This is a genomic window from Martinezella sp. CNPSo 3957 (genome assembly GCF_057784395.1).
Map to the genome: position 1 here is coordinate 131,569 of NZ_JBXSOU010000009.1, position 22,136 is coordinate 153,704.

20 protein-coding genes are annotated in these 22,136 nt (G+C 60.9%); 7 read left to right on the forward strand and 13 right to left on the reverse strand.

The genetic code is table 11. The features are described 5' to 3' along the window. The first annotated feature begins 245 nt into the window (after nt 1–245). Nucleotides 246–635: a BRA0787 family protein gene (locus tag AC13QE_RS21080; protein ID WP_112335002.1), complete on the forward strand. Its 390-nt coding sequence runs from the start codon at nt 246–248 to the stop codon at nt 633–635. Between the two features lie 57 nt (nt 636–692). Here the strand turns inward: AC13QE_RS21080 and AC13QE_RS21085 are convergent, their stop codons facing one another. After that, nucleotides 693–1,106 (reverse strand): carboxymuconolactone decarboxylase family protein, encoded by a 414-nt coding sequence (locus AC13QE_RS21085; protein ID WP_488485110.1) that lies wholly within the window; start codon nt 1,104–1,106, stop codon nt 693–695. 344 nt (nt 1,107–1,450) lie between these two features. On the opposite strand from AC13QE_RS21085, the gene AC13QE_RS21090 reads away from it, so the two are divergent. Beyond that, nucleotides 1,451–2,728, forward strand: coding sequence for an L-fuconate dehydratase (locus AC13QE_RS21090; protein ID WP_488485111.1), 1,278 nt, complete (start codon nt 1,451–1,453; stop codon nt 2,726–2,728). 53 nt (nt 2,729–2,781) lie between these two features. On the opposite strand, the gene AC13QE_RS21095 is transcribed toward AC13QE_RS21090, so the two are convergent. The 3 genes from AC13QE_RS21095 to ggt all read right to left on the reverse strand — a co-directional run bounded on the left by AC13QE_RS21095 (nt 2,782) and on the right by ggt (nt 8,017). After that, nucleotides 2,782–4,335 (reverse strand): VOC family protein, encoded by a 1,554-nt coding sequence (locus tag AC13QE_RS21095; RefSeq protein WP_488485112.1) that lies wholly within the window; start codon nt 4,333–4,335, stop codon nt 2,782–2,784. A gap of 128 nt (nt 4,336–4,463) precedes the next feature. Then, nucleotides 4,464–5,918 carry an MFS transporter gene (locus AC13QE_RS21100; protein WP_488485113.1) on the reverse strand — a complete coding sequence of 485 codons (1,455 nt, stop codon included), beginning with the start codon at nt 5,916–5,918 and terminating at the stop codon, nt 4,464–4,466. Between the two features lie 356 nt (nt 5,919–6,274). Then, nucleotides 6,275–8,017 carry a gamma-glutamyltransferase gene (gene ggt, locus AC13QE_RS21105; RefSeq protein WP_488485114.1) on the reverse strand — a complete coding sequence of 581 codons (1,743 nt, stop codon included), beginning with the start codon at nt 8,015–8,017 and terminating at the stop codon, nt 6,275–6,277. A gap of 275 nt (nt 8,018–8,292) precedes the next feature. Between ggt and AC13QE_RS21110 the strand changes: the two genes are divergently transcribed. Continuing rightward, on the forward strand, nt 8,293–8,475 hold the full coding sequence (locus AC13QE_RS21110; protein WP_112334997.1) for a hypothetical protein: 183 nt from the start codon (nt 8,293–8,295) through the stop codon (nt 8,473–8,475). A gap of 17 nt (nt 8,476–8,492) precedes the next feature. Here AC13QE_RS21110 and AC13QE_RS21115 read toward each other — a convergent pair whose 3' ends face one another. Continuing rightward, complete coding sequence (locus tag AC13QE_RS21115; RefSeq protein WP_488485115.1) at nt 8,493–9,758, reverse strand: glycerate kinase type-2 family protein; 1,266 nt, start codon at nt 9,756–9,758, stop codon at nt 8,493–8,495. A 211-nt stretch (nt 9,759–9,969) separates the two neighbouring features. Here AC13QE_RS21115 and AC13QE_RS21120 point away from each other — a divergent pair, with 211 nt between their 5' ends. Further along, nucleotides 9,970–10,398: an OsmC family protein gene (locus AC13QE_RS21120; RefSeq protein WP_488485116.1), complete on the forward strand. Its 429-nt coding sequence runs from the start codon at nt 9,970–9,972 to the stop codon at nt 10,396–10,398. A gap of 279 nt (nt 10,399–10,677) precedes the next feature. Here the strand turns inward: AC13QE_RS21120 and AC13QE_RS21125 are convergent, their stop codons facing one another. From AC13QE_RS21125 to AC13QE_RS21135, 3 genes are all read right to left on the reverse strand, one after another. Continuing rightward, the gene (locus AC13QE_RS21125) at nt 10,678–11,220 is read right to left on the reverse strand and encodes a carboxymuconolactone decarboxylase family protein (protein WP_488485117.1); all 543 of its coding nucleotides are present in this window, start codon (nt 11,218–11,220) and stop codon (nt 10,678–10,680) included. A gap of 10 nt (nt 11,221–11,230) precedes the next feature. Continuing rightward, the gene (locus AC13QE_RS21130; RefSeq protein ID WP_488485118.1) at nt 11,231–12,577 is read right to left on the reverse strand and encodes an LLM class flavin-dependent oxidoreductase; all 1,347 of its coding nucleotides are present in this window, start codon (nt 12,575–12,577) and stop codon (nt 11,231–11,233) included. Nucleotides 12,578–12,741: 164 nt separating this feature from the next. Then, the gene (locus tag AC13QE_RS21135; protein ID WP_488485119.1) at nt 12,742–13,626 is read right to left on the reverse strand and encodes a LysR family transcriptional regulator; all 885 of its coding nucleotides are present in this window, start codon (nt 13,624–13,626) and stop codon (nt 12,742–12,744) included. 122 nt (nt 13,627–13,748) lie between these two features. Between AC13QE_RS21135 and AC13QE_RS21140 the strand changes: the two genes are divergently transcribed. The 3 genes from AC13QE_RS21140 (at nt 13,749) to AC13QE_RS21150 (ending at nt 16,835) form a co-directional block, all read left to right on the forward strand. Then, nucleotides 13,749–14,489 (forward strand): SDR family oxidoreductase, encoded by a 741-nt coding sequence (locus AC13QE_RS21140; RefSeq protein ID WP_488485120.1) that lies wholly within the window; start codon nt 13,749–13,751, stop codon nt 14,487–14,489. Nucleotides 14,490–14,567: 78 nt separating this feature from the next. Then, nucleotides 14,568–15,470: an SDR family oxidoreductase gene (locus AC13QE_RS21145; RefSeq protein ID WP_488485121.1), complete on the forward strand. Its 903-nt coding sequence runs from the start codon at nt 14,568–14,570 to the stop codon at nt 15,468–15,470. A 153-nt stretch (nt 15,471–15,623) separates the two neighbouring features. Next, nucleotides 15,624–16,835, forward strand: a complete 1,212-nt coding sequence (locus AC13QE_RS21150; protein ID WP_112334990.1) for an adenylate/guanylate cyclase domain-containing protein — start codon at nt 15,624–15,626, stop codon at nt 16,833–16,835. A gap of 20 nt (nt 16,836–16,855) precedes the next feature. On the opposite strand, the gene AC13QE_RS21155 is transcribed toward AC13QE_RS21150, so the two are convergent. The 5 genes from AC13QE_RS21155 to AC13QE_RS21175 all read right to left on the reverse strand — a co-directional run bounded on the left by AC13QE_RS21155 (nt 16,856) and on the right by AC13QE_RS21175 (nt 22,135). Further along, the gene (locus tag AC13QE_RS21155) at nt 16,856–18,823 is read right to left on the reverse strand and encodes a 3-hydroxyacyl-CoA dehydrogenase NAD-binding domain-containing protein (protein ID WP_488485122.1); all 1,968 of its coding nucleotides are present in this window, start codon (nt 18,821–18,823) and stop codon (nt 16,856–16,858) included. 22 nt (nt 18,824–18,845) lie between these two features. Then, nucleotides 18,846–19,241 carry a RidA family protein gene (locus tag AC13QE_RS21160; protein ID WP_132717415.1) on the reverse strand — a complete coding sequence of 132 codons (396 nt, stop codon included), beginning with the start codon at nt 19,239–19,241 and terminating at the stop codon, nt 18,846–18,848. Next, nucleotides 19,219–19,650, reverse strand: coding sequence for an acyl-CoA thioesterase (locus AC13QE_RS21165; protein ID WP_488485123.1), 432 nt, complete (start codon nt 19,648–19,650; stop codon nt 19,219–19,221). The genes AC13QE_RS21160 and AC13QE_RS21165 overlap by 23 nt, the downstream gene beginning before the upstream one ends. A 7-nt stretch (nt 19,651–19,657) precedes the next feature. Then, nucleotides 19,658–20,839, reverse strand: coding sequence for an acyl-CoA dehydrogenase (locus AC13QE_RS21170; RefSeq protein WP_488485124.1), 1,182 nt, complete (start codon nt 20,837–20,839; stop codon nt 19,658–19,660). Nucleotides 20,840–20,953: 114 nt separating this feature from the next. Then, on the reverse strand, nt 20,954–22,135 hold the full coding sequence (locus AC13QE_RS21175) for an acyl-CoA dehydrogenase family protein (RefSeq protein ID WP_488485125.1): 1,182 nt from the start codon (nt 22,133–22,135) through the stop codon (nt 20,954–20,956). Nucleotide 22,136: the final 1 nt, after the last annotated feature.

The following is a 22,136-nucleotide window of genomic DNA, read 5'->3' on the forward strand; positions in this document are numbered from 1 at the left end:
ATAAAGAGAATTGCAGAAAATTCTTAAAGAGGCTTTTCAAGTCGAGATTAATCTATAGACTTGATCAAGTTAAATGACCGGTGGGAACATTTCGTGTGTCCCGCGTTGCGCCGGTCACGAGATGGTTTGCCGCGCCACGCCCCGTTCTTCCGGCGCGCCAAGCCGACGAAGCAGCGCTTGGGTCTCGGAGGAGAGACCATCCATTTTCATACATGCGCCGGACTTCCAATTGAAAGGAGACAGACATGTCGAATGCCTTGCCGCCCCTTCATGAGGGTCATGCACCCATCACCCTGCAGCAGCTCTTTCGCGAAGCGCTCTATGCCTTCGAGGAATGGGACAGCGAAGTAACCGAACCGATCGTGACGTTCGAAGGACGCATCCATCCCATCAGCGTCGTGTTCGAAGCCATGCGCGAGTGCACAGATATCGTGCCCAACAATATCGTTTCGGCTGTGACCGAGCGGCTGACCAAGCCCTGGGAGGGCGAAGGTCCGCTTGACACGATGACCTTTTCAACGGCTGCCCGCGTGATGGGCGTTCTGGTTCGTAAAAGGCTGCTCGCCGTGAACAACGGCCTCAACGTTGCCGCCCTCGCTGCAGACGCTCAGACGACGGAAAAATCTGACCGCTGAAAAGCGAAAGACCGTTTAAGGAAGGCCCGCCGGCACGCCCGCGGGCCTTCTGCATTTTCAGCGGCCGCCGACATCGAATTCCGGATCGACAGGGATCTGCATCGCCGTGACCAGATGGTTCGTTTGTCCGGCAAGGCCGATGACCGCCAGTAGTTCGGCGTGCTGGGCATCGGTCATCCCTTTCGCCTTCGCGGCGGCGGTGTGGGAATGGATGCAATAGCTGCAGCCATTGGCGGTGGAGACGGCAATGTAGATCATCTCGCGCACCAGCGGATCGAGCGTGCCCTCCGTCATCATCACCGCTTTCAGCCCTTCCCAGGTGCGCTTCAGCAGTGCCGGGTCGTTCGCCAGACCGCGCCAGAAATTATTGACGAAATCGGATTTTCTCACCGCGCGAATATCGTCGAACACCGCCTTCACGGCCGGGATCGCCTCTGCCTCCGCATCATCGAGCAATTTAACCGTTGCCATTCCCTACATCTCCTTCAGCAAATCCATTTGGATCAGACAATAGCGCATTTTGTGGCGCTGGCGGGAGCATGGAGCGCGAATTCATGCTGTCTTTTCGATTGCAAAAATCATGCATATGTGAAAAAACTATTCACATAAGAAAAGTAAGGCTCTCTGCAGAAACGACGACAGGTTTAGGAGGAGAGGCGCTTTGAGGACGCATCCGCCTATCCGCATCGGCAGGCGATTGCTGAAAATCGAATGTGCAGCTCGCATATTGGCGAGCATAATGCGGCGCTCTGGGAGGAGTTCGACCTTGGCTGAAGGGGTCGAGAGGTCGCGATGGATTTAGAAGGAGTTTTCCAATGACGCGCATCACCAATCTTCGCGTTTTCGATTTGCGCTTCCCGACGTCGCAGAGCCTCGATGGTTCGGATGCGATGAATCCGGATCCGGATTATTCGGCAGCCTATGTCATCCTCGACACCGATAAGCCGGGCCTTGCCGGCCACGGCCTGACCTTCACCATCGGCCGTGGCAATGACATCTGCTGCATGGCGATCGAGGCGATGCGGCATTTGGTGGTCGGCACGGAGCTTGCGACGGTTCTGGAAAACCCCGGCAAATACTGGCGTCATCTGACCAGCGACAGCCAGCTGCGCTGGATCGGCCCGGAGAAGGGCGCGATGCATCTGGCAACCGGCGCTGTCGTCAACGCCGTCTGGGATCTGCTCGCGAAGGAAGCCGGCAAGCCGGTTTGGCGGCTGGTGGCTGAGATGGATGCCGAGCAGATCGCCGATATCGTCGACTATCGTTACCTGACCGATGTGCTGACCCGCGATGAGGCCGTCGCCATCCTGAAGAAGGCGGAGGCCGGCAAGGTCGCCCGCATCGCCACGCTCGAGCGCGAGGGCTATGCCTGCTACACGACATCGGCCGGCTGGCTCGGCTATGACGACGCCAAGCTGCGCCGCCTGTGCCAGGAGGCGATCGACGCCGGCTTCAACCATGTGAAGATGAAGGTCGGCCGCGATCTCGAGGACGATATCCGCCGCCTGACCATTGCCCGCGAGGTGATCGGCCCCGATCGTTACCTCATGATCGACGCCAATCAGGTCTGGGAGGTCAATCAGGCGATCGACTGGGTGAAAAAGCTCGCCTTCGCCAAGCCCTTCTTCATCGAAGAACCCACAAGCCCTGACGATGTTGCCGGACACCGCAAGATCCGCCAGGCCATCGGCCCGGTGAAGGTCGCCACCGGCGAGATGTGCCAGAACCGCATCATGTTCAAGCAGTTCATCGCCGAGGGCGCGATCGACATCGTGCAGATCGATTCCTGCCGCATGGGTGGCCTCAACGAAGTGCTGGCGGTTTTGCTGATCGCCGCCAAATATGGGTTGCCGGTCTGGCCGCATGCCGGCGGTGTCGGCCTTTGCGAATATGTGCAGCATCTGTCGATGATCGACTATATCGCCGTATCCGGCACCAAGGATGGTCGCGTGATCGAGTATGTCGATCACCTGCACGAGCATTTCATCGACCCCTGCATCATTCGCGATGCCGCCTATATGCCGCCGAGCCTGCCGGGCTTCTCGATCGAGATGAAGCCGGAATCGATCGCGGAATATACGTTCAAGGGTTGATCACCTGCCACAATTTCCTTCTCCCCGAGGGGAGAAGGGGGATGTGTCGGGTCCTACCCGTCCCGCTTAAGCCACTCTTCAATGACCGGTGCATCGGCATCGTCAAACTCGTGGCCGCCCGGCACTGTTGCCAGTTCGACCTTTGCGCCGCCTTCGCGCAAGCGGTCCGTCAGCGGTTGGGCATATGGCCCGTAAAGATCCTTCTCGCCGGCGACCACCAGCACATCGGCATCCGACATATCAGCCGCCGGAGGATTTTCGAGTACGGCCATGGAGCGCAGCAGCACAGCCCGGCGGATGAGATGCGGGTGCAGCGACAGCATGGCGTTCAGCAAGTTGGCGCCGTTCGAATAGCCGATATAGACGATGCGATCGGGATCCAGCCCGTAGGCATGGATCGCGCCATCGATGAAGGCGGCGAAGGCTTCTGCCTCGCTGGCGATATCCGCCTGATCGAAGCTCATCGGCCCATTGCGGCGGAACCAGCGCGGCGCACCTTCTTCCAGCGCACGGCCACGCACGCTGAGCAAGGTCGCATTGGGATCGATCTCGTGACCAAGCGGCAGCATTGTCGTTTCGTTGGCGCCGGAACCGTGCAGCAGAATGAAGACATTGCCGTTCGGCTCATCGGGCGTGAAGAAGCGATGGATGAAGGGCAGGTCGCGATAGATGACGCGCGGTTCGCCGGGCATGGAGAACTGCGGCAGGATCACGTTCAGCTCGGCCAAAAGCTTCGGACTGTCGCCGGGAGCGAAGAGGCGCGTGCCAAGTGTTGCTTCATCCTCGTCGATCAACATGCCAGGCGCATCCGTAGCGAGTTCGAACAGGATCTGGCCAGGTTCGCGGACATAGAGCGAGCGGAAATATTTGCGGTCATGCATCGTCGTCGGCCCGGAATCGATCGCCTGCAGGGCGGTGTGGACCGACTGCAATTCCGCATCGTCGGCGGCGCGAAAGGCGACATGATCGACCGTACCCGTACCCGGGGCGCTCGCCCAGAAGCCGCGGGCATCGCGGATGTCGAGGATATCGCCAGGCTCAGAGACGAGTCGGCTGATCGCCCCGCTGGTAGTAAGCGGGCGGTAGTCGAAATGGTCGACCAAAATGGCCTGCGTCTCCTCGGGCGTTTCGCTGAATAGCGTCGCGCCGCGGATACGGCGGATCGCGTGCTCCTGCGGAATGGCATCGCTCACCCACGGCGCCGTTGCCTGGAGGGCATTGGTCCCGACAAGCTTGACGATGACGCCATCCGGATCCTTCAGCCGAAGCACAGGCTCACCGAATTCGTCGGAGGGGCCTTCGGGCTTGAGGCCGGCACTCAATGCGCGCGTCAGCCAGAAACCAATGCTTGCCGGATCGATGGCGAGAGAGATTTCGCCGATCTGGCCGACGCCGGCGCGGCCGGGCGAACCGCCTTCCCAGACAAGGAAAGTAATCAGCGAGCCGGGCGAGCCCTTAGCGTCGCCATAGAGGAGATGAAGCTGGGTAACGTCTTCAAATCCGCCGGTGCGCTTGACGAGGCGCAGGCCGAGGAAGCCGACGTAGAAATCGACATTCGCCTGGACCTTGCGGGTGATCAGCGTGATGTGATGGATGCCGGCGACCATGGGATGCTCCAGACTGTTACTTCGTTCTGGTCGCTATTTAGGTCGAGGTCATTGTTCAATGCAATGCGCCGCCCGTGAAGGCACTGTTCACAAAAGTCGCTATTGCCGGAGTGGGCGGGAGGCAAGCATCAGTGCTCGCCGAGGCTGTCTTCCGGCGATCTGCGGCGGTGGCCGCTGATCTCGGAGCCGGCAGTGCGCGAGAAGCTGGCGTTCCAGATGACCGCGAGAAGCGCAATGGCCGTCACAACGATGAAGGCGACGGAAAAGTCGACCATCTCGGGCTTGCCATGGCCGAGGAACTGCGTCGAGCCATGTAGGGCAAGGGCTGCGACGCAGATGCCGAGGGACAGCATCAGCTGTTGGAAGGTCGAGTAAAAGCTGGTCGCAATACTCATGCGGTCGCGCTCGATCTCGTCATAGGCAATCGTGTTGTAGGCCGTGAACTGGAACGACATGAAGAAGCCGCAGAAGAACAGGATCACGAAGATGACGGGCAGCGGCCAATCCGGCTTGAAAAGCGCGCACATGCCATAGCCGAGCGTGCCGATCAGGCCGAAGATGATGAGGGCGGTGCGGAAGCCGAGTGTCCGGAGAATGCGGACCTGCAGCGGCTTCATGGCCATCGAGCCGAGTGCCGTCGCAATGGCGATCTGGCCGGCGGCAGCGGCCGAAAGACCAAAACCGAGCTGCAGCATCAGCGGGATCAGGAAGGGATGGGCGCCCTGGCTGATGCGCGTCAGCGAACCGGCGATGACCGAAGTGCGGAACGTCGGCACCCTCATCAAAGAGAAATCCATGATCGGCGAGGGGTGCTGGCGCGCATGGCGCAGATAGGCGATGCCGAAGAGCAGACCGACGGAGATGAGGAAAACCGCGAGATAGCCTTCGCCCTCGCGGCTCGACATTTCGAAGCCGAAGAGCAGCGATCCCAACGAAATGCCCGAGAGGATAAAGCCTGAGAGATCGAAACGGCCGGTGCGCGGGCCTTTCACTTCCTCGATGAACATGGTCACCAGGATGAAGCCGATGATGCCGATCGGCACGTTGATGTAGAAGATCCAGCGCCAGTCGAGGTAGGTCACGAACAAGCCGCCGACCGGTGGGCCGAGAATGGGGCCGACCAGCGCCGGGATCAACAGCCAGGACATGGCATTGACCATGTCCTTGCGGGCGACGCTGCGCATCAGCACGAGGCGACCAACGGGCAGCATCATAGCGCCGCCGAGACCCTGAAGGAGACGCGCGATCACGAGGAAGAACAGGTTCGGCGCCTGCGCGCAGAGAAGCGAGCCGACAACGAAGACCGCGATGGCGGATCGGAAGACGGTGCGCGACCCGAAGCGATCGGCGATGGCGCCGCTGGCGGGAATGAAGATTGCGAGGCTGAGAAGGTATGAAGTCAGCGAGATACTCATGGCCGGTGCGCTGACGCCGAAGTCTCTCGCCATGGTCGGAAGGGCTGTTGCGAGCACGGTCGCGTCGAGCTGTTCCATGAACATCGCGCTTGCTACGATAAGCGCTACTACACGAAAATTCGGTGCGGCCCGCCGGGTCGGGGCGGCCTGGAATATCTGATCCGACATTGTCGGGGATCGCTCTCGATGGTGCGGTGGGGTCGTAAGACAGAACCGCAAGTCTGGTCATGGCGCGAAGGCCTATTTGAACGGCGGTTTGTATACTCCTGCTTGCACGCGATTGCTATATCAGAAATCGCAAATCCCATTCATGGGATGAAAAAAATGACGCACATGCAGGGGCAAACGGCATCAAATAAACGTGAGGTGAATGAATGGGCGCGATATCGCGCCGAAATGCTCACGCTTGGTTTTTTCGCGTAAGATAATGTGCTCGTTTGAGCCGGATGCCAAAGGCGAAAAGACCGGTGCCAATTGGGGGTGGCACCGGTCCGAGTCGTCGTTTTCAGCAGGCACCGAGGCGATCAGTAGCCTTCGGCAAGCCCTGAGCCGGCACGGCTGTCCACGGCGCCGTTATAGCGGGCGCCACCGCCCTTGGCGATGTCGCTGAGGCTCTTGCCCCCGACAAGGATGCCGGCCGCCTGGCCCCAGATCGGCCAGCTGTTGTCCACCTGAACCGTGTAGCCCATGCCGGTCAGAAGCTTGATCGTATCGGGCGAGAGCGCGCGCGGCTCCATGTAGACCTTATCCGGCAGCCATTGGTGATGGATGCGCGGCGCGTCGATCGCCTCCTGAATGTTCATGCCGAAATCGATGACGTTGATGATCGCTTCCAGCGTGATGGTGATGATGCGCGAGCCGCCGGGGCTGCCGATTACCATGAAGGGCTTGCCATCCTTGGTGACGATCGTCGGGCTCATGGAGGAGAGCGGCGTCTTCTTCGGCTGGATGGCGTTGGCCTCGCCCTGCACCAGGCCGTAAAGGTTGGGCACGCCGGGCTTAGAGGTGAAATCATCCATCTCGTTGTTCAAGAGGATGCCAGTGCCAGGCGCAACGACGCCGGCACCGAAGGAGCCGTTCAGCGTATAGGTGACGGCGACGGCATTGCCGTCATTGTCGATGATCGAATAATGCGTCGTCTCGTGGCTTTCGCCGAGGCCCTTCGGCATCAGCTCCTTGGAAACGCCAGCCTTGTAGGGCGAGATGCCATCGCGGATCTTCTGGGCATAGGCCTTGTCCAGTAGCTTGCTGACGGGGTTGTCGACAAAGTCCGGGTCGCCGAGCGCCGAATTGCGGTCGACATAGGCGTAGCGCATGGCTTCGACCATGTAGTGGACGGTGTCGGCCGAGGCGTAGCGGGTATAGGAGAGCGGATAGCCTTCCAGCACATTGAGGATTTCGCAGATGATGGCGCCGCCGGAGGAGGGCGGCGGCGAGGAGATGATCTCATAGCCGCGATAATTGCACTTCACGGGCTCGAGCTCGCGGACTTTGTATTGTTCGAAATCCTGGTTTGCGAGAATGCCGCCCTTGTCCTGGCTTGCCTTGACGATAGCGTTGGCGACCGGCCCCTTGTAGAAGCCATCTGGCCCCTGATCGGAAATGCCGGATAGGGCGTTGGCGAGATCCGGCTGCACCAGCTTGTCGCCCGTGGCAAAGGGCTTGCCGTCTGACTTGGTGAAGATTGCGGCGGTGGCCGGATCGCGAGAAAGCCACTTCTTGCCCTCGTTCAGTTCGGCGGCATCGGCCTGGTTCAGCGTGAAGCCTTCCTTGGCGTAGCGTATGGCCGGCGCGATTAGATCTTGGCGGGATTTCGTGCCGTATTTCTCGCGGGCCGTCTCGAAGCCCATGACTGAGCCCGGAACGCCGACGGCGAGATAGCCGTCCGTGCTGGCGCCTTTGACGATATTGCCCTTGTCGTCGAGATACATGCCTTTGGTCGCCGCCAGGGGCGCGCGCTCGCGGAAGTCGAGGAAGGTCGTCTTGCCGTCGCGCATGCGGATGGTCATGAAGCCGCCGCCGCCGATATTGCCGGCGGTCGGGTAGACCACGGCCAGCGCATAGCCGACTGCAACGGCGGCATCGACGGCATTGCCGCCATTCTTCAGCACTTCGACGCCGACATCGGTGGCGAGATGTTGAGCGGTGACCACCATGCCATGTTCCGCCTCGACCGGTGGCGGCGCGGCAGCTCTGGCGGTGACGGAAAAGAGAGCAAATGTGACCAGGGTTACCGACGAAATCGCCCGCTGGCGGAAGTGGCGCATGATGAATATGCCTCCCATTGTTATCTTGATGGAAAATCGCCAACGAATGACATGGCGTCGTGCGCGAAAATGGCGATATCCGCCGTCACAATTTTTTAATGGAGCGATCCCGCCGCGGCCGAAAGCCGGCGCACTATGTCTTCCATGCACTACTACGGATAATTTCGGTCCGCTTGCCGCGCGGAAAATCGCTTCGCACTTGCAATATTTCTTTTATTAGTTGAATCTATTTTAGATTGTTGCTTGTCGAGGCGAGTATTGCGTGGAGGGTGATCATGGCCGTGACGAAGCTCGAGCAATGGAAGAGCGAGCGCAGGATCAAGACCAGGCCATTCATCGTTGGCGAAAGGACGCATGTCGTGGAAATCGAATGCGACCATTGCAGCCGACGTTTTCTTCGATGGGCATCGACGGCAGCCGCCTATTGGCGCTGTGACGATTGCACCGCAATTATTTAAGCTACCCGTTCCGGGGGTTACGCGATCAGGATAGCGCGGAAGTCGTTGACGTTCGTTCCCGTGGGGCCGGGGACGAAGAGATCTCCGATCGCGTTGAAGGCCGTCCACGCATCGTTGTTTGCCAGCATCTCAGCCGGAACCATTCCAGCCTTGCGCAGCCGTGCCACGGTGCTCGCATCTGCAAAGGCGCCGGCATTGTCCTCGCTGCCGTCGATGCCATCGGTATCAGCGGCCATAGCGTGAATGCCGGCATGGCCGTCGATATCGATGGCCAGCGATAGCAGGAACTCCGAGTTTCGCCCGCCCTTGCCCTTGCCTTTCAAGGTCACCGTGGTTTCGCCGCCTGACAGTAGTACGATCGGCTTGATGAAGGGCCGGTTGCGATGAAGCACCTCGCGGGCAATCGCGGCGTGGACATGCGCAGCTTCGCGGGCCTCGCCCTCGATGGCATCGGAGAGGATGGCCGCTTCGATGCCGGTGGAACGCGCTACCTCGGCGGCAGCTTCCAGGGAGACACCGGCAGAGGCGATGACATGCACTTCATTGCCGGCAAAACGAGGATCGTCCGGGCGGGGCGCATCCGCCTCAAATTTCTCGATATGGGCGAGAACGGCCGGTGGTAGTTCGATGCGATAGAGGCGGATGAGATCGAGCGCTTCGGCGCGCGTCCCGAGGCCGGGTACGGTCGGGCCGGAGGCCACAAGTGCAGGGTCGTCGCCGGGAATGTCCGAGACGACGAGCGAGACGACCTTGGCCGGATGGGCTGCAGCAGCCAGCCGGCCACCCTTGATGGTCGACAAATACTTGCGAATGACATTCATCGCCGAGATCGGCGCGCCGGAGGCGAGCAGCGCTTTGTTGACCGCGATTTCGTCCGCAAGGCTCAGGCCATCCGCTGGCGAGGGAAGCAGCGCCGAGCCGCCGCCTGATATCAGTGCGATCACCAGATCGTCCTCCGTCAGGCCCTCGACAAGTTTCAGAAGCCGACGGGAAGCGACGAGGCCTGCTTCGTCCGGCACGGGATGGGCGGCTTCGATGATCTCGATCCGGCGGCAGGGGGCGGAAAATCCGTATCGCGTCACGACAAGGCCTTCCAGTGGGCCATCCCAGCATTGCTCCAGCGCGGCCGCCATCTGGGCAGATCCTTTGCCGGCGCCGACGACGATCGTGCGACCCTTCGGTTTGGCAGGCAGATGCGCGCGAATGCCGGTTAACGGATCGGCTGCGCGAACCGCGGCATCGAACAGCGAGGTCAGGAAGGCGCGGGGATCGGTAACGGTCATATCGAATTGCCTGTCTGCTAGAGCGTTTGTACGCAATTCCGGACGGAAAACCGCCACGCACTTTTCCTGAAATTGCTTCTCAGAGCCTGTAACCATTTGGTGGCTTAACTGGCTGGAAGACGCAAGGGCCACGAACTGCAATTGTGTCCTGCGCGATGAATCCCTATGTAGAAGGAAAGGGTTTCCCGCTTTTATTTCAAGGATTTTCGACATGGCCGAACTGAAAGTGAAGACGAGGCAGACGGGCGCGACCGCTACGGTCGGCCGCACCGGCTTTCCGCATGTGACGTCGGTGACCGGCGGTGAGATCGACATCGTCACTTCGCCGTCGCAGGCGGGTTTCAATCCGCTTGATCTGCTCTATTCGTCGCTCTCGGCCTGCCTGGTCTTGAGCGCCCGCATGGCGGCCAGCAGCCTCGGCGTGCTCGACAAGCTCACGGAAGTGACTGCTGTCGTGACAGGGGAAAAGGCAACCGAAGGCCTTTCGCGCGTGGAGAAATTCAACATCGCTTTCACCATCAAGGGCAATTTCGGCGACGAGATCCGGAATGCCATCGCGCATGCCGCCGAGGATGAGATCTGCACCGTGAGCAACACGATCCGCGGCAATCCGCAGTTCGAGACGACGATTTCGGGGTGAGATTTGGTCTATCCCGCCCCTTGCGGGCGGGAACGCAAAATCAGCATTTAGCCGCAAGGTTAAGTGCTAGATTTTGCAAGGGCGGGGGTAGGCAGGGACGCACCGGCTTTCCCAATGCTATAGCGGCAAGTAACGGACCCCCGCTCTTGCAATTTCAATGGCTTAGAAATTGCGCTACAATTCTGAATATGTATGATCTTCGGTGTCGCAATTCCTAAACCAATGAAATTGCTTTCTCGCCCGCCAAGGGCGAGATGGCCCGGTATCTGCTATTGCTCCTCATTTCAGCGGAAACTCAAATCCCTCAAGATAAGGCCCAAGCTCCGGATCGATATCAACCTTCACGGCATTGCTGTAGATCGCCGTTGCGATCATGATGCCGGCGAAAGCGACGAGGTTAGCAAGCGTCGGCTCATCGTAGCGGGCCTTCAATCGATCCCAAATCCCCTCCGGAATGGCGTTGGAATCCCTGACGATCGCCTTGCCGAATTCGATCAAGAGAGCCTCGTCTTCAGTCGGCACAATCGTTTCCGGCGTCAGGCCGGCATTGATCAGCGCACGCCGGAAGAAGCCGACCGGGATGATCGAGCGGCATTCGATTGCGATAGCTTGGCAAAGCAGCCAGACGGCGCGATCGTCAAGCGCCGGGCGCAGTTCTTCGCGCAGGGGAAACCATTCCGCATAGATGCGATGCGCCACCGGCGAGTGCAGCAATGTCCGCTTCATATTCGTCATGCGGCCGCGCAATTGTATTTCGCGATCGTGTTCGGCTCGCACGGCCTCGGAAGCAGTCTCGTAATCGATCGGCGTGATATGGCTCATGTCATCTCTCTTACTGCGCTGCCGCAGCCGGCTTCGTGAAGAAGCGGTTTTCCGGGCGCGGCAGGCCGAGGTGTTTGCGCAATGTCGTGCCTTCGTAATCGCGGCGGAAGATGCCGCGGCGCTGGAGTTCGGGAACGACGCGGGTGGTCACGTCAAGCAGGCCTTGCGGCAGGAAGGGGAAGACGACGTTGAAACCGTCGGAGCCTTCCTCATGCAGCCATTGCTCCATCTCGTCAGCGATGCTCTCAGGCGTGCCGACAAAGGCGAGGCCGGCATAGCCGCCGAGGCGCTGGGCAAGCTGGCGCACGGTCAGCTTCTCCGATTCGGCAAGCGCGATGACGCGTTCGCGGCCGCTCTTGCTGGCATTGGTCTCCGGAATCTCCGGCAGCGGGCCATCGGGATCAAACTTGGAAGCGTCATGCCCTAACGCGATCGAGAGCGATGCAATAGCGCTGTCATAATGAACGAGGCTATCGAGCTTTGCCCGCTTGGCCTTTGCTTCCTCAATCGTGTCGCCGACGACGATGAAGGCGGCGGGCAGGATCTTCAGATGATCCGGATTGCGACCGATCGCCTTCATCCGCCCCTTGATATCGGCAAAGATCGACTTGCCGTCTGCGAGGTTGCGCGGAGCTGCGAAGACGGCCTCGGCCGTTTCTGCGGCAAGCTGGCGGCCGGCATCCGATTGCCCGGCTTGGACGATGACGGGCCAGCCTTGCGGCGGTCGCGCGATGTTAAGGGGTCCGCGGACGCTCAGTTCCTCGCCCTTGTGCCCGAGAACATGCATCCGCTCGGGATCGAAGAAGATGCCGCTTTCGGGATCGCGGAGAAAGGCATCGTCGGCGAAGCTGTCCCAGAGGCCAGTGACGACATCATAGAATTCGCGGGCGCGATGATAGCGCTCGCCATGTTCCATATGTTCTTCGAGGCCGAAATTAAGCGCGGCATCGGGATTGGACGTAGTGACGATGTTCCAGCCGGCACGACCGCCGCTGATGTGATCGAGGGAGGCGAAGCGGCGGACGATGTGATAGGGCAGATCAAAGGTGGTGGAGGCAGTGGCGACGAGGCCGATCCTGTCAGTCACGGCGGCGAGCGCCGAAAGTAGGGTGAAGGGCTCGAAGGAGGTCACAGTGTGGCTGCGCTTCAAAGCTTCGATCGGCATGTTGAGAACCGCCAGGTGATCGGCCATGAAGAAGGCGTCGAACTTCGCCTTTTCCAGTTCCTGCGCGAAGCTCTTGATATGCTGGAAATTGAAGTTGGCGTCCGGATAGGCGCCGGGATAACGCCAGGCGCCGGTATGCAGGCTGACGGGACGCATGAAGGCCCCGAGCTTCAATTGCTTCTGTTCGGTCATGGGCTCTCTCTCGAAAATCGCCAGGCTGTCGTGAAGTAGCAACGGCATTGCCCGTAAGGTAATGCACTACGACGTAGGCGTGCCGGTCGCGCATTCAAAGAGCCGATTTCATTTATTTGATCGCTTTCGCGGAATATTCATCCGGCCGGGCTTTCAGCCACGTTCTATCCGGCAAAAACCTTCACAAGCCAATCTATGAAGACGCGGACCCGCGGCGAAAGCTGGCGGCTGCGCGGATAGAGCATCGAGACGGGTGTTCGGGTCGGTGGATAATCCTCAAGGACATGCAGCAGCTCGCCCGATCGTAAGGCTTCCTCTGCGTGGTAGCGCGGGACCTGGATCAGGCCGAGGCCGAGTTTGGCCGCCGCGAAGTAACTCTCAGCCGCATTGACCGAGATGGTGGCCGGCAGGGTAATTTCGCGCACGGCGCCATCGATCTGGAATTCCAGCGGCAGCAATCCGCCCGTTGCGGAAGAGCGGAAGCCGATCATCCGATGCCCGTCGAGCTTCTCCGGATGGGCGGGCATGCCGAACCGTTCGACATAGGCGGGCGCCGCAAGCGTCACCTCTTCCAGCATCGCGACGCGGCGGCCAATCATGTCGCTATCCTGCAGCGTGCCGACGCGCAGCACGCAGTCGATCCCTTCTCGGATCAGATCGACGAACCGGTCGCCCTCGGTGATCTGCAGTTCGATATCGGGATAGGTTTCGAGGAAGGAAGGAAGATTCGGCAGGACGAAGTGCCGCGCAAGCGTGCCGTGCACATCAACTCGTAGCACGCCCTTTGGCTTTGCCCCGGCAAAGGCGCCTTCGGCATCCTCAATATCGGAGAGGATGCGCAGGCAGCGCTGGTAATAGGCTTCGCCGTCGAGTGTCGGGCTCACATGCCGCGTCGTGCGCTGCAGCAGGCGCACGCCAAGGCGGGTCTCGAGCTGCTTAATTGCGTCCGTCACCGTCGAGCGGGGCAGGCCGGTGTCTTCGGACGCGAGCGTGAAGCTGCGCCGTTCCACGACCCGACAAAACACCCGCATGGCATCGAATCTGTCCATATTATTTGTTCGCTGATTTCGGATAGTGATGCCAATTAATGGTCGATTATCCGCCTCATGAAAAGAGGCATCTTCTCCTCATCGAAAGGCGCTACGGCGCAAAGCAACGAAGGATGAGGAAAATGAGCAGCAATTCCAACAAAGTAGCAATCGTTACCGGCGCATCCCGCGGCATCGGCGCCGCGATCGCCGAGCGTCTGGCCGAAGACGGCCTCACTGTTGTCATCAACTATTCCGGTAGCGAAGCAGCCGCCGAGGAACTCGCTCGCAAGATCGAGGAAAAGGGCGGCAAGGCGCTGACCGCGAAAGCCGATGTCTCTGATGTGGATGCCGTGCGCCGCATGTTCGATGCGGCAGAAACTGCCTTCGGCGGTGTCGATGTCCTCGTCAACAATGCCGGCATCATGCAGCTGGCGAAGATTGCCGATGCCGACGACGCGCATTTCGACCGCCATATCGCCATCAACCTCAAGGGCACGTTCAATACGCTGCGCGAAGCCGGCAGGCGCCTGCGTGATGGCGGGCGTATCGTCAATTTCTCGACCAGCATTGTCGGTCTGAAGCTCGAAACCTACGGCGTCTATGCCGCAACGAAGGCGGCGGTCGAGCTTCTGACGGGCATCATGGCGAAGGAGCTGCGCGGCCGCTCGATAACGGTCAATGCCGTCGCACCCGGCCCGACGGCCACCGATCTCTTTTTGAACGGCAAGAGCGACGAACTCATCGATCGTATGGCCAAGATGAACCCGCTGGAGCGCCTGGGCACGCCACAGGATATCGCCGCCGCCGTCTCCTTCCTCGTCGGCCCGGACGGCGGCTGGATCAACGGCCAAACGCTGCGCGCCAATGGCGGCATGATCTGAGCAACTTGGCGGCAGGGCAATTCCTGCCGCTCTCCAATTCATCGTCAATAACAGCCAATCCTCTGAAGGAGCAAGATCATGAGCAAGCAAGTCATCGTAATCACTGGCGCATCGAGCGGCTTCGGGGCTCTGACGGCACGCGCGCTCGCCAAGGCAGGCCATACGGTCTATGCCGGCATCCGCGAAACCAATGGGCGTAATGCGGCGCAGGTCGAGGCAGCGGCGGCTTTCGCCAAGGAGAACGGCGTCGATCTCAGAACCGTCGAACTTGATGTCGCCTCGGATGCTTCCATCGAAGCCGGCATTGCCGCCGTCATCGCCGAGCAGGGCCGCATCGACACCATCATCCACAATGCCGGCCACATGTCCTTCGGCCCGGCAGAAGCCTTCACGCCCGAACAGTTCGCCGAACTCTACGACATCAACGTGCTCAGCACCCAGCGCGTCAATCGAGCCGTGCTGCCTCACATGCGCAAAGAAGGGAAGGGGCTGGTGGTCTGGGTTTCCTCGTCCAGCACACGTGGCGGCACGCCGCCCTATCTCTCGCCTTACTTCGCTGCCAAGGCGGCCATGGACTCGCTTGCCGTGTCCTATGCGTCTGAATTGACACGCTGGGGCATCGAGACCGCCATCATCGTTCCCGGCGCCTTTACGAAAGGCACCAACCATTTTGCCCATTCCGGCTCGCCGGCCGACAAGGCTCGTGCCGCCGAATACGACGATGGTCCTTATGCAGGTGTTCCCGATCAGGCACTGAAGGGGCTCGCCTCGCTGGAGCCGGCCGACGCAGATGCAGCCTCGGTTGCGACCGCGATCGTCGATGTGATCGACATGCCGTTTGGCACACGCCCGTTCCGCACCCATATAGACCCCTCGGAAGATGGTGCGGAAATCGTCAATGGCGTTGCCGATCGGGTGAGGGCAGAACTCTTCCGGCGCATCGGCTTGGAGGATTTGCTGAGACCTGTCGTCAAAGGCTGAGACCGCATTGCCATCTTCCAGCGTCAAATCGCCGCTTCTGTGCCACAGGAGCGGCGATGACTGACGTGCATCGAAACTATTTTGTGCAGGACGGCATTCCAAGCCTTAGAGTTTCGTACTAAAGCGAATCCTTCAGAGGGTCGGGAGATATCCATGGACGCGAAGGACATTGGCGAAATTGCCAGCTGGCTCATGCAGGCCGGCCTTAAGGGAATGACGGAAGTCGATATCCTCTCGGGTTTCTGCGAGCAGTGCCGTCAGCATGGTCTCAACATCGATCGGGCCATGGCGCTGATGGATACGCTGCACCCGGTCTATGAAGGACGCGCCTTCCGTTGGGACGGCAATCAGATCATCGAGCGCGAGTTCGAATATGGCCCGACGCAACAGGGGATCGCCTCTGAAAACTGGCAGCGTTCCGCCTTCTATCACATGCTGACAACGGGCGGAGACGAGGTACGCCGGCGCATCGGCTTCGGCGACCCGACCGATTTCTACGGGCTCGATACGCTGCTGGCCGACGGTCACACGGACTACATCGCCATGATCCACCGTTTCGAAGAGGGCGGCACGATCGGCGAGATGGATTGCTTCTATTCCAATTTTGCCACCGCGCATGAGGTCGGTTTTCCGGAGGAAGATCTGCGCGTGCTGCGCAAGCTGACGCCCGCGCTGGCTTTGGCGATCAAATGTACCGGCATGAGCCGCATCGCCCGCACCATTGCCGAGGTCTATCTCGGCGAGGATGCCGCCCGGCATGTGCTCGAGGGCAAGATTACCCGCGGCAAGACCGAGCGGATTTCGGCCGCACTCTGGTTTTCCGATCTCGCAAATTACACGCGCATTTCCGATACGGCCGAGCCGGATGAAATCATTCCTATGCTGAATGCCTATGCCGACGCGGTCATCTCCTCGATCCATGAGGCGGGCGGCAATGTGCTGAAGCTGATCGGCGATGGCACGCTGGCGATTTTCAAGGCTCGTAATTCCGCCGACGCCTGCGCTGCCGCCCTGATGGCGGAATCGCTGCTGCGCCAGCGGCTGCGCGACCTCAACTCGCAGCGGCAGATCGAAGGCCGGCCGGTCACCGACGTTTATCTCGGCCTGCATATCGGCGATGTCTTCTATGGCAATATCGGCAGTATGGACCGGCTGGATTTCACGGTGATCGGCCCGGCCGTCAATGAGGTCAGCCGCATCGCTTCGATGTGCCGGTCGGCCGACCGCAACGTCCTGATGTCGTCGAATTTCGTCGAGGCGCTGTCAGGCCAGCAGAGCAACGATCTCGTTTCCGTCGGCCGTTATGCGCTGCGTGGCGTCAACCGGCCGCAGGAATTGTTCACGCTGCTCTCTTCGGCGGCCTGACCCGTCTGCGGTGACTGCTTTCAGCGACGGCCGGCCGCAAACATCGGGCCGCCCTTGCTGGCCGGAAAGCCATAGCCATTGATCATGACGAGATCGATATCGCTGGCGCGCGCGGCAATGCCTTCCGAAAGCAGCGCCTCGCCGTCGTCAACCATGGCTTTCAGCAGGCGGCTGACGATCTCTTCTGGGGTGAAGCTCTTCGGCACAATGGCTCTTTCGGCGCGCGCGGCTTCGATCATGGCCGTGACCTCGGGATCAACAGTCCGTTTGCCGTCGGGATAGGCATACCAGCCGCGGCCCGTCTTCTGGCCAAAACGGCCGGCTTCGCAGAGCCGGTCGGCGATGACGACGTAGCGCTCCGAGGGATCGCGTGTCGCGGCCTGCCGCTTGCGGCGCGCCCAGGCGATTTCCAAACCCGCCATGTCGAACACGGCAAAAGGCCCCATCGGAAAGCCGTAGGCCTCCAGTGCTGCGTCGATTTCCTGTGGCGAAGCGCCATCCTCGACCATGTATTCCGCTTCGCGGCGATAGGCGGAAAAGATGCGGTTGCCGATGAAGCCTTCGGTGACGCCGGAGACGATGGGCAGCTTGCCTAGCCGTTTTGCCAGGGCAATGGCTGTCGCCAGCACATCCGGCGCCGTCTGCTTGCAATTCACCACCTCCAGGAGCCGCATGATATTGGCGGGCGAGAAGAAGTGCAGCCCGACGACACGCTCTGGCCGTTGTGTTGCGGCGGCGATCACGTCGGGGTCGAGATAGCTCGTATTGGTGGCAAGAATCGCGTCGGCGCGAATGATCGTATCGAGGCGCTGGAACAGCTCGGTCTTGACTGTGAGATCGTCGAAAACGGCTTCGATGACGAGATCGGCCTGCACCAGCTGCTGCATGTCGGCGGTGACGGTCAGCCGGCCCAAGCGATCTTCTCGCCCCGCCGCATCGAGGCGGCCGGACTGCACGGCCTTGTCGAGGAGGCCGATGATGCGCTCGCGTCCCTTTTCCGCGACCTCGGCACTCTGCTCGACGCCGATGACCCGGTAGCCGCCATTGAGGGCGGAGACGGCAATGCCCGATCCCATCAGGCCGGTGCCGACGATGCCGATGGTTTCGATCTTGCGCGGAGCGACGGTCTCCAATCCCTCGACCTTGCCCGCGGCGCGCTCGGCGAAGAAGACATGACGCAGGGCTGCGGCTTCTTCGCTGTCGCGGAGGGCAATAAATGTGCGGCGTTCCTCGGCCAGTCCCTCTGATAAAGAGAGGGTCGCCGCCAGGCGCACGAGGCGGATGGCTTCGGCCGGTGCACGTTGGCCGCGTGCCTTGCGCAATGCGTCCGATACCGCCTTGTCGATCGCATCTGTTGCTTCCGGAGGAACCGTCAGCGATCCCGTGCGGCGCAACGATGCGGCGTTGGTCGTCTTGGCGTCGGCGATAGCTTCGGCGATTAGCTCGCCCTTGGCCACGCCATCGACGATGCCGAGCTTCAACGCTTCGGCGGTGGATACGATGCGGCCATTGGCGATCATATCGATGGCGGCGGCGATGCCTGTCACACGCGGCAGGCGCTGCGTGCCGCCGGCACCCGGCACGATGCCGAGCTTGACTTCAGGAAGGCCGAGCTTCGCTGCGGGTGTGGCAAGGCGGCGATGGCAGGCGAGCGCCACTTCCAGCCCGCCGCCGAGCGCCACGCCATTGATCGCGGCGACAACGGGTTTCGTAGAGGATTCGATGCGGGAGATGACATCAGGTAGATGCGGCTCGATCGGCGGCTTGCCGAATTCCTTGATGTCGGCGCCGCCGATGAAGCTATTTCCCGCACCGGTCAGTACGATGCCGGCGACATCCACACTCCTTTCGGCATGATCGAACGCAGCCATCAGGCCGGCCCTGACATCGGCGGAGAGTGCATTGACAGGCGCGTTGTCTATGGTGACGACAAGGATCCCTTCGGTCAGCGCCGCCGAGATGGTGTCCGAAAAGCACAATGCCGACATGATGTTCCCTGCCTGTCTGGTGTTATTCCGGGATGACTGCGGTCGCCTGGATCTCGATCTTGGCGCGATCCTCGACGAGCGCGACGACCTGCACGGCGGCCATGGCCGGGAAGTGCCGGCCGATGATCTCGCGATAGGCCTGACCGATTCCTTTCAGATTACTGAGATATTCCTGCTTATCGGTGAAATACCAGGTCATCGATGTGATGTGCTTCGGCTCGGCGCCACCCTCGGCAAGAATGGCGACGACATTCTTCAATGTCTGGCGCACCTGCTCGACGAAATCGTCGCTTTCGAATTCGCATGCGGCATTCCAGCCGACCTGGCCGCCGACGAACACCATACGGCCCGTCGCCGCCATGCCATTGGCATAGCCGATCGGCTTGGCCCAGCCCTCAGGTTGCAGGATGGTGTGCATCGGTCGTCTCCAAATGAGAGGTCAGTGCGGCGCGGAGGTCATCCGGCCATTCAATGGATCTATGCGTATCGAGCGAGGTGGCGACGACGCGGTGTTTGGCCGTCCACAGCACATAGCCGTTTGCCGAAACCTGATGTTCGAGATCGAGCGAGGAGCGGCCGACACCATGGACGGCAAGGGCGAATTCGAGATCGTCACCTTGCAGGCCCGGCTTCATGAAGGTCAGGTCGAGCCGCACCGTGGGGACACCGATGCGGCGGTCGTCGATCAATTTTCGCCAGGAAAAGCCGATCGAGGCGAAATAGTCTTCCAGCACTCCGACGAGTATGTTCAGGTACGAGGGGAAATAGGCGATCCCGGAGGGATCGCAATCTCCGAAGCGCAGGGGTCTGGTGGTTCTAAACGCCACGGCCGCCTCAGTTCGAAAAGGCGGCGATGCCGGTAATGGCGCGGCCGAGGATGAGGGCGTGGATGTCGTGCGTGCCCTCATAGGTATTGACCACCTCAAGGTTGACGAGATGACGCGCGATGCCAAACTCATCCGAGATGCCGTTACCACCAAGCATGTCGCGGGCAGCGCGGGCGATATCCAGCGCCTTGCCGCAGCTGTTGCGCTTGAGGATGGAGGTGAGCTCGACCGGCGGATGGCCTTCTTCCTTCATGCGGCCGAGGCGCAGGCAACCCTGCAGGCCGAGCGTGATCTCGGTCACCATGTCGGCAAGCTTCTTCTGGATCAGCTGGTTGGCGGCAAGGGGACGGCCGAACTGCTTGCGGTCGAGCACATACTGGCGTGCCCTGGCATAGCAATCCTCCGCCGCGCCGAGCGCACCCCAGGCGATGCCGAAGCGTGCGGAGTTGAGGCAGGTGAAGGGGCCCTTGAGGCCGGATACGTTCGGCATCAGGTTTTCTTCCGGCACGAAGACATTCTCCATCACGACTTCGCCGGTGATAGATGCGCGCAGGCCCACCTTGCCGTGGATGGCGGGTGCGGAAAGGCCCTTCCAGCCCTTCTCAAGAATGAAGCCGCGGATGAGGCCGTCCTCGGTCTTTGCCCAGACGACGAAAACATCGGCGATCGGCGCGTTCGAGATCCAGGTCTTGGCGCCGGTCAGGCTGTAGCCGCCATCGACTTTCTTTGCGCGGGTCACCATCGAGCCGGGATCGGAGCCGTGGTTCGGCTCGGTGAGGCCGAAGCAGCCGATCCATTCGCCGGCAGCGAGTTTCGGCAGGTACTTCTGCTTCTGCGCTTCCGAGCCAAAGGTTTCAATCGGCACCATGACGAGCGAGGACTGCACGCTCATCATCGAGCGATAACCGCTGTCGACGCGTTCGACTTCGCGGGCAATCAGGCCGTAGGCGACGTAGCTCAGGCCAGCACCGCCATATTCCGGCGAGATCGTCGGGCCGAGCAGGCCGAGTTCACCCATTTCGCGGAAGATCGCCGGATCGGTTTTTTCGTGGCGGAAGGCTTCGAGGACGCGGGGCGCGAGCTTTTCCTGCGCATAGGAATGGGCGGTATCCAGCACCATTCGTTCGTCGTCGCTCAGCTGTTCCGTCAGCCGGAACGGGTCGGCCCAGTCGAAAATCTCGCGGCTCATGCTGGTATCTCCCATTAGAGCGTTTCAGTGTTTCCAGTTAGCACTGAACCGCTCAAGTTTTTTGTTCACGCAATTCCGGGCGGAAAACCGCTTCGCACTTTTCCTGGAATTGCTCTAGGTCTTCAAAAGTTCGCGCGCGACGATGAGTTTCTGAACTTCCGTCGCACCTTCATAGATGCGAAGCGCGCGGATCTCCCGATAGAGTTTTTCCGTTATCTCGCCCGATTTCACGCCGCGCCCGCCAAAGAGCTGGACGGCGCGGTCGATGACACTCTGCGCGGTTTCCGTCGCCGTCATCTTCGCCATGGCCGCCTCGCGCGTCGTCGGCAATCGCTGCACGTCGCGACGCCAGGCTGCCCGGTAGGTGAGCAATGCCGCCGCGTCGATGCCGGTCGCCATATCGCCGAGGGCGGCCTGCGTCAACTGAAGGTCGGCCAGCGCCGCGCCGAACATCGGACGTGACCGCGCATGGGCAAGCGATTCATCAAGCGCGCGGCGGGCGAAACCCAGGCCGGCAGCGGCGACCGAGGCGCGGAAGATATCGAGCGTGCGCATGGCGATCTTGAAGCCTTCGCCGGGCGCGCCGAGGCGGCGGGAAGCGGGAATGCGGCAGTTCTCAAAACAGATCGTTGCCAGTGGATGCGGTGCGATCACCTCGATGCGCTCAGCAATCGAAAAACCGGGATCATCGGCAAAGACGATGAAGGCAGAGATGCCGCGCGTGCCCGGCGCTTCGCCGGTGCGCGCGAAGACGGTGTAGACGTCGGCAATACCGCCATTGGAAATCCATGTCTTCTCACCGTCGAGAACATAGTGATCGTCGTCGAGGCGTGCAGCACAGCTCATGGCCGCCACATCGGAGCCGGCGTCCTTTTCCGATAGCGCGAAGGCGGCGAGCCAGTCACCCGAGCGCACCCTGGGCAGAACGGCCGAGCGCAATTCGGGCGAGCCGGAAAGGCCGATGGCGCCCGTGCCGAGCCCTTGCATGGCAAAGGCAAAATCGGCAAGGCCGTCATGCCAGGCGAGCGTTTCGCGGGCAAGGCAGACCATGCGGGAATCGATCAGCGGTTCGCTGTCGGAAGACCCAGTGGCGGCGGTCAACAGCCCGGCTTCGCCCAGCGCCTTGACCAGCTTCCGGCACGCACCATCGACATCGGCGTGATCGATCGAAGCCATGACGCCGGACTTTGCGAAAGCATCCACTTCCGCAGCGTAGCGATGATGACGCTCCTCGAAGAAAGGCCAATCCAGATGATCGCGGGTCGGGCCGGCGAGGCCGCTTGCCGTAGACATCATC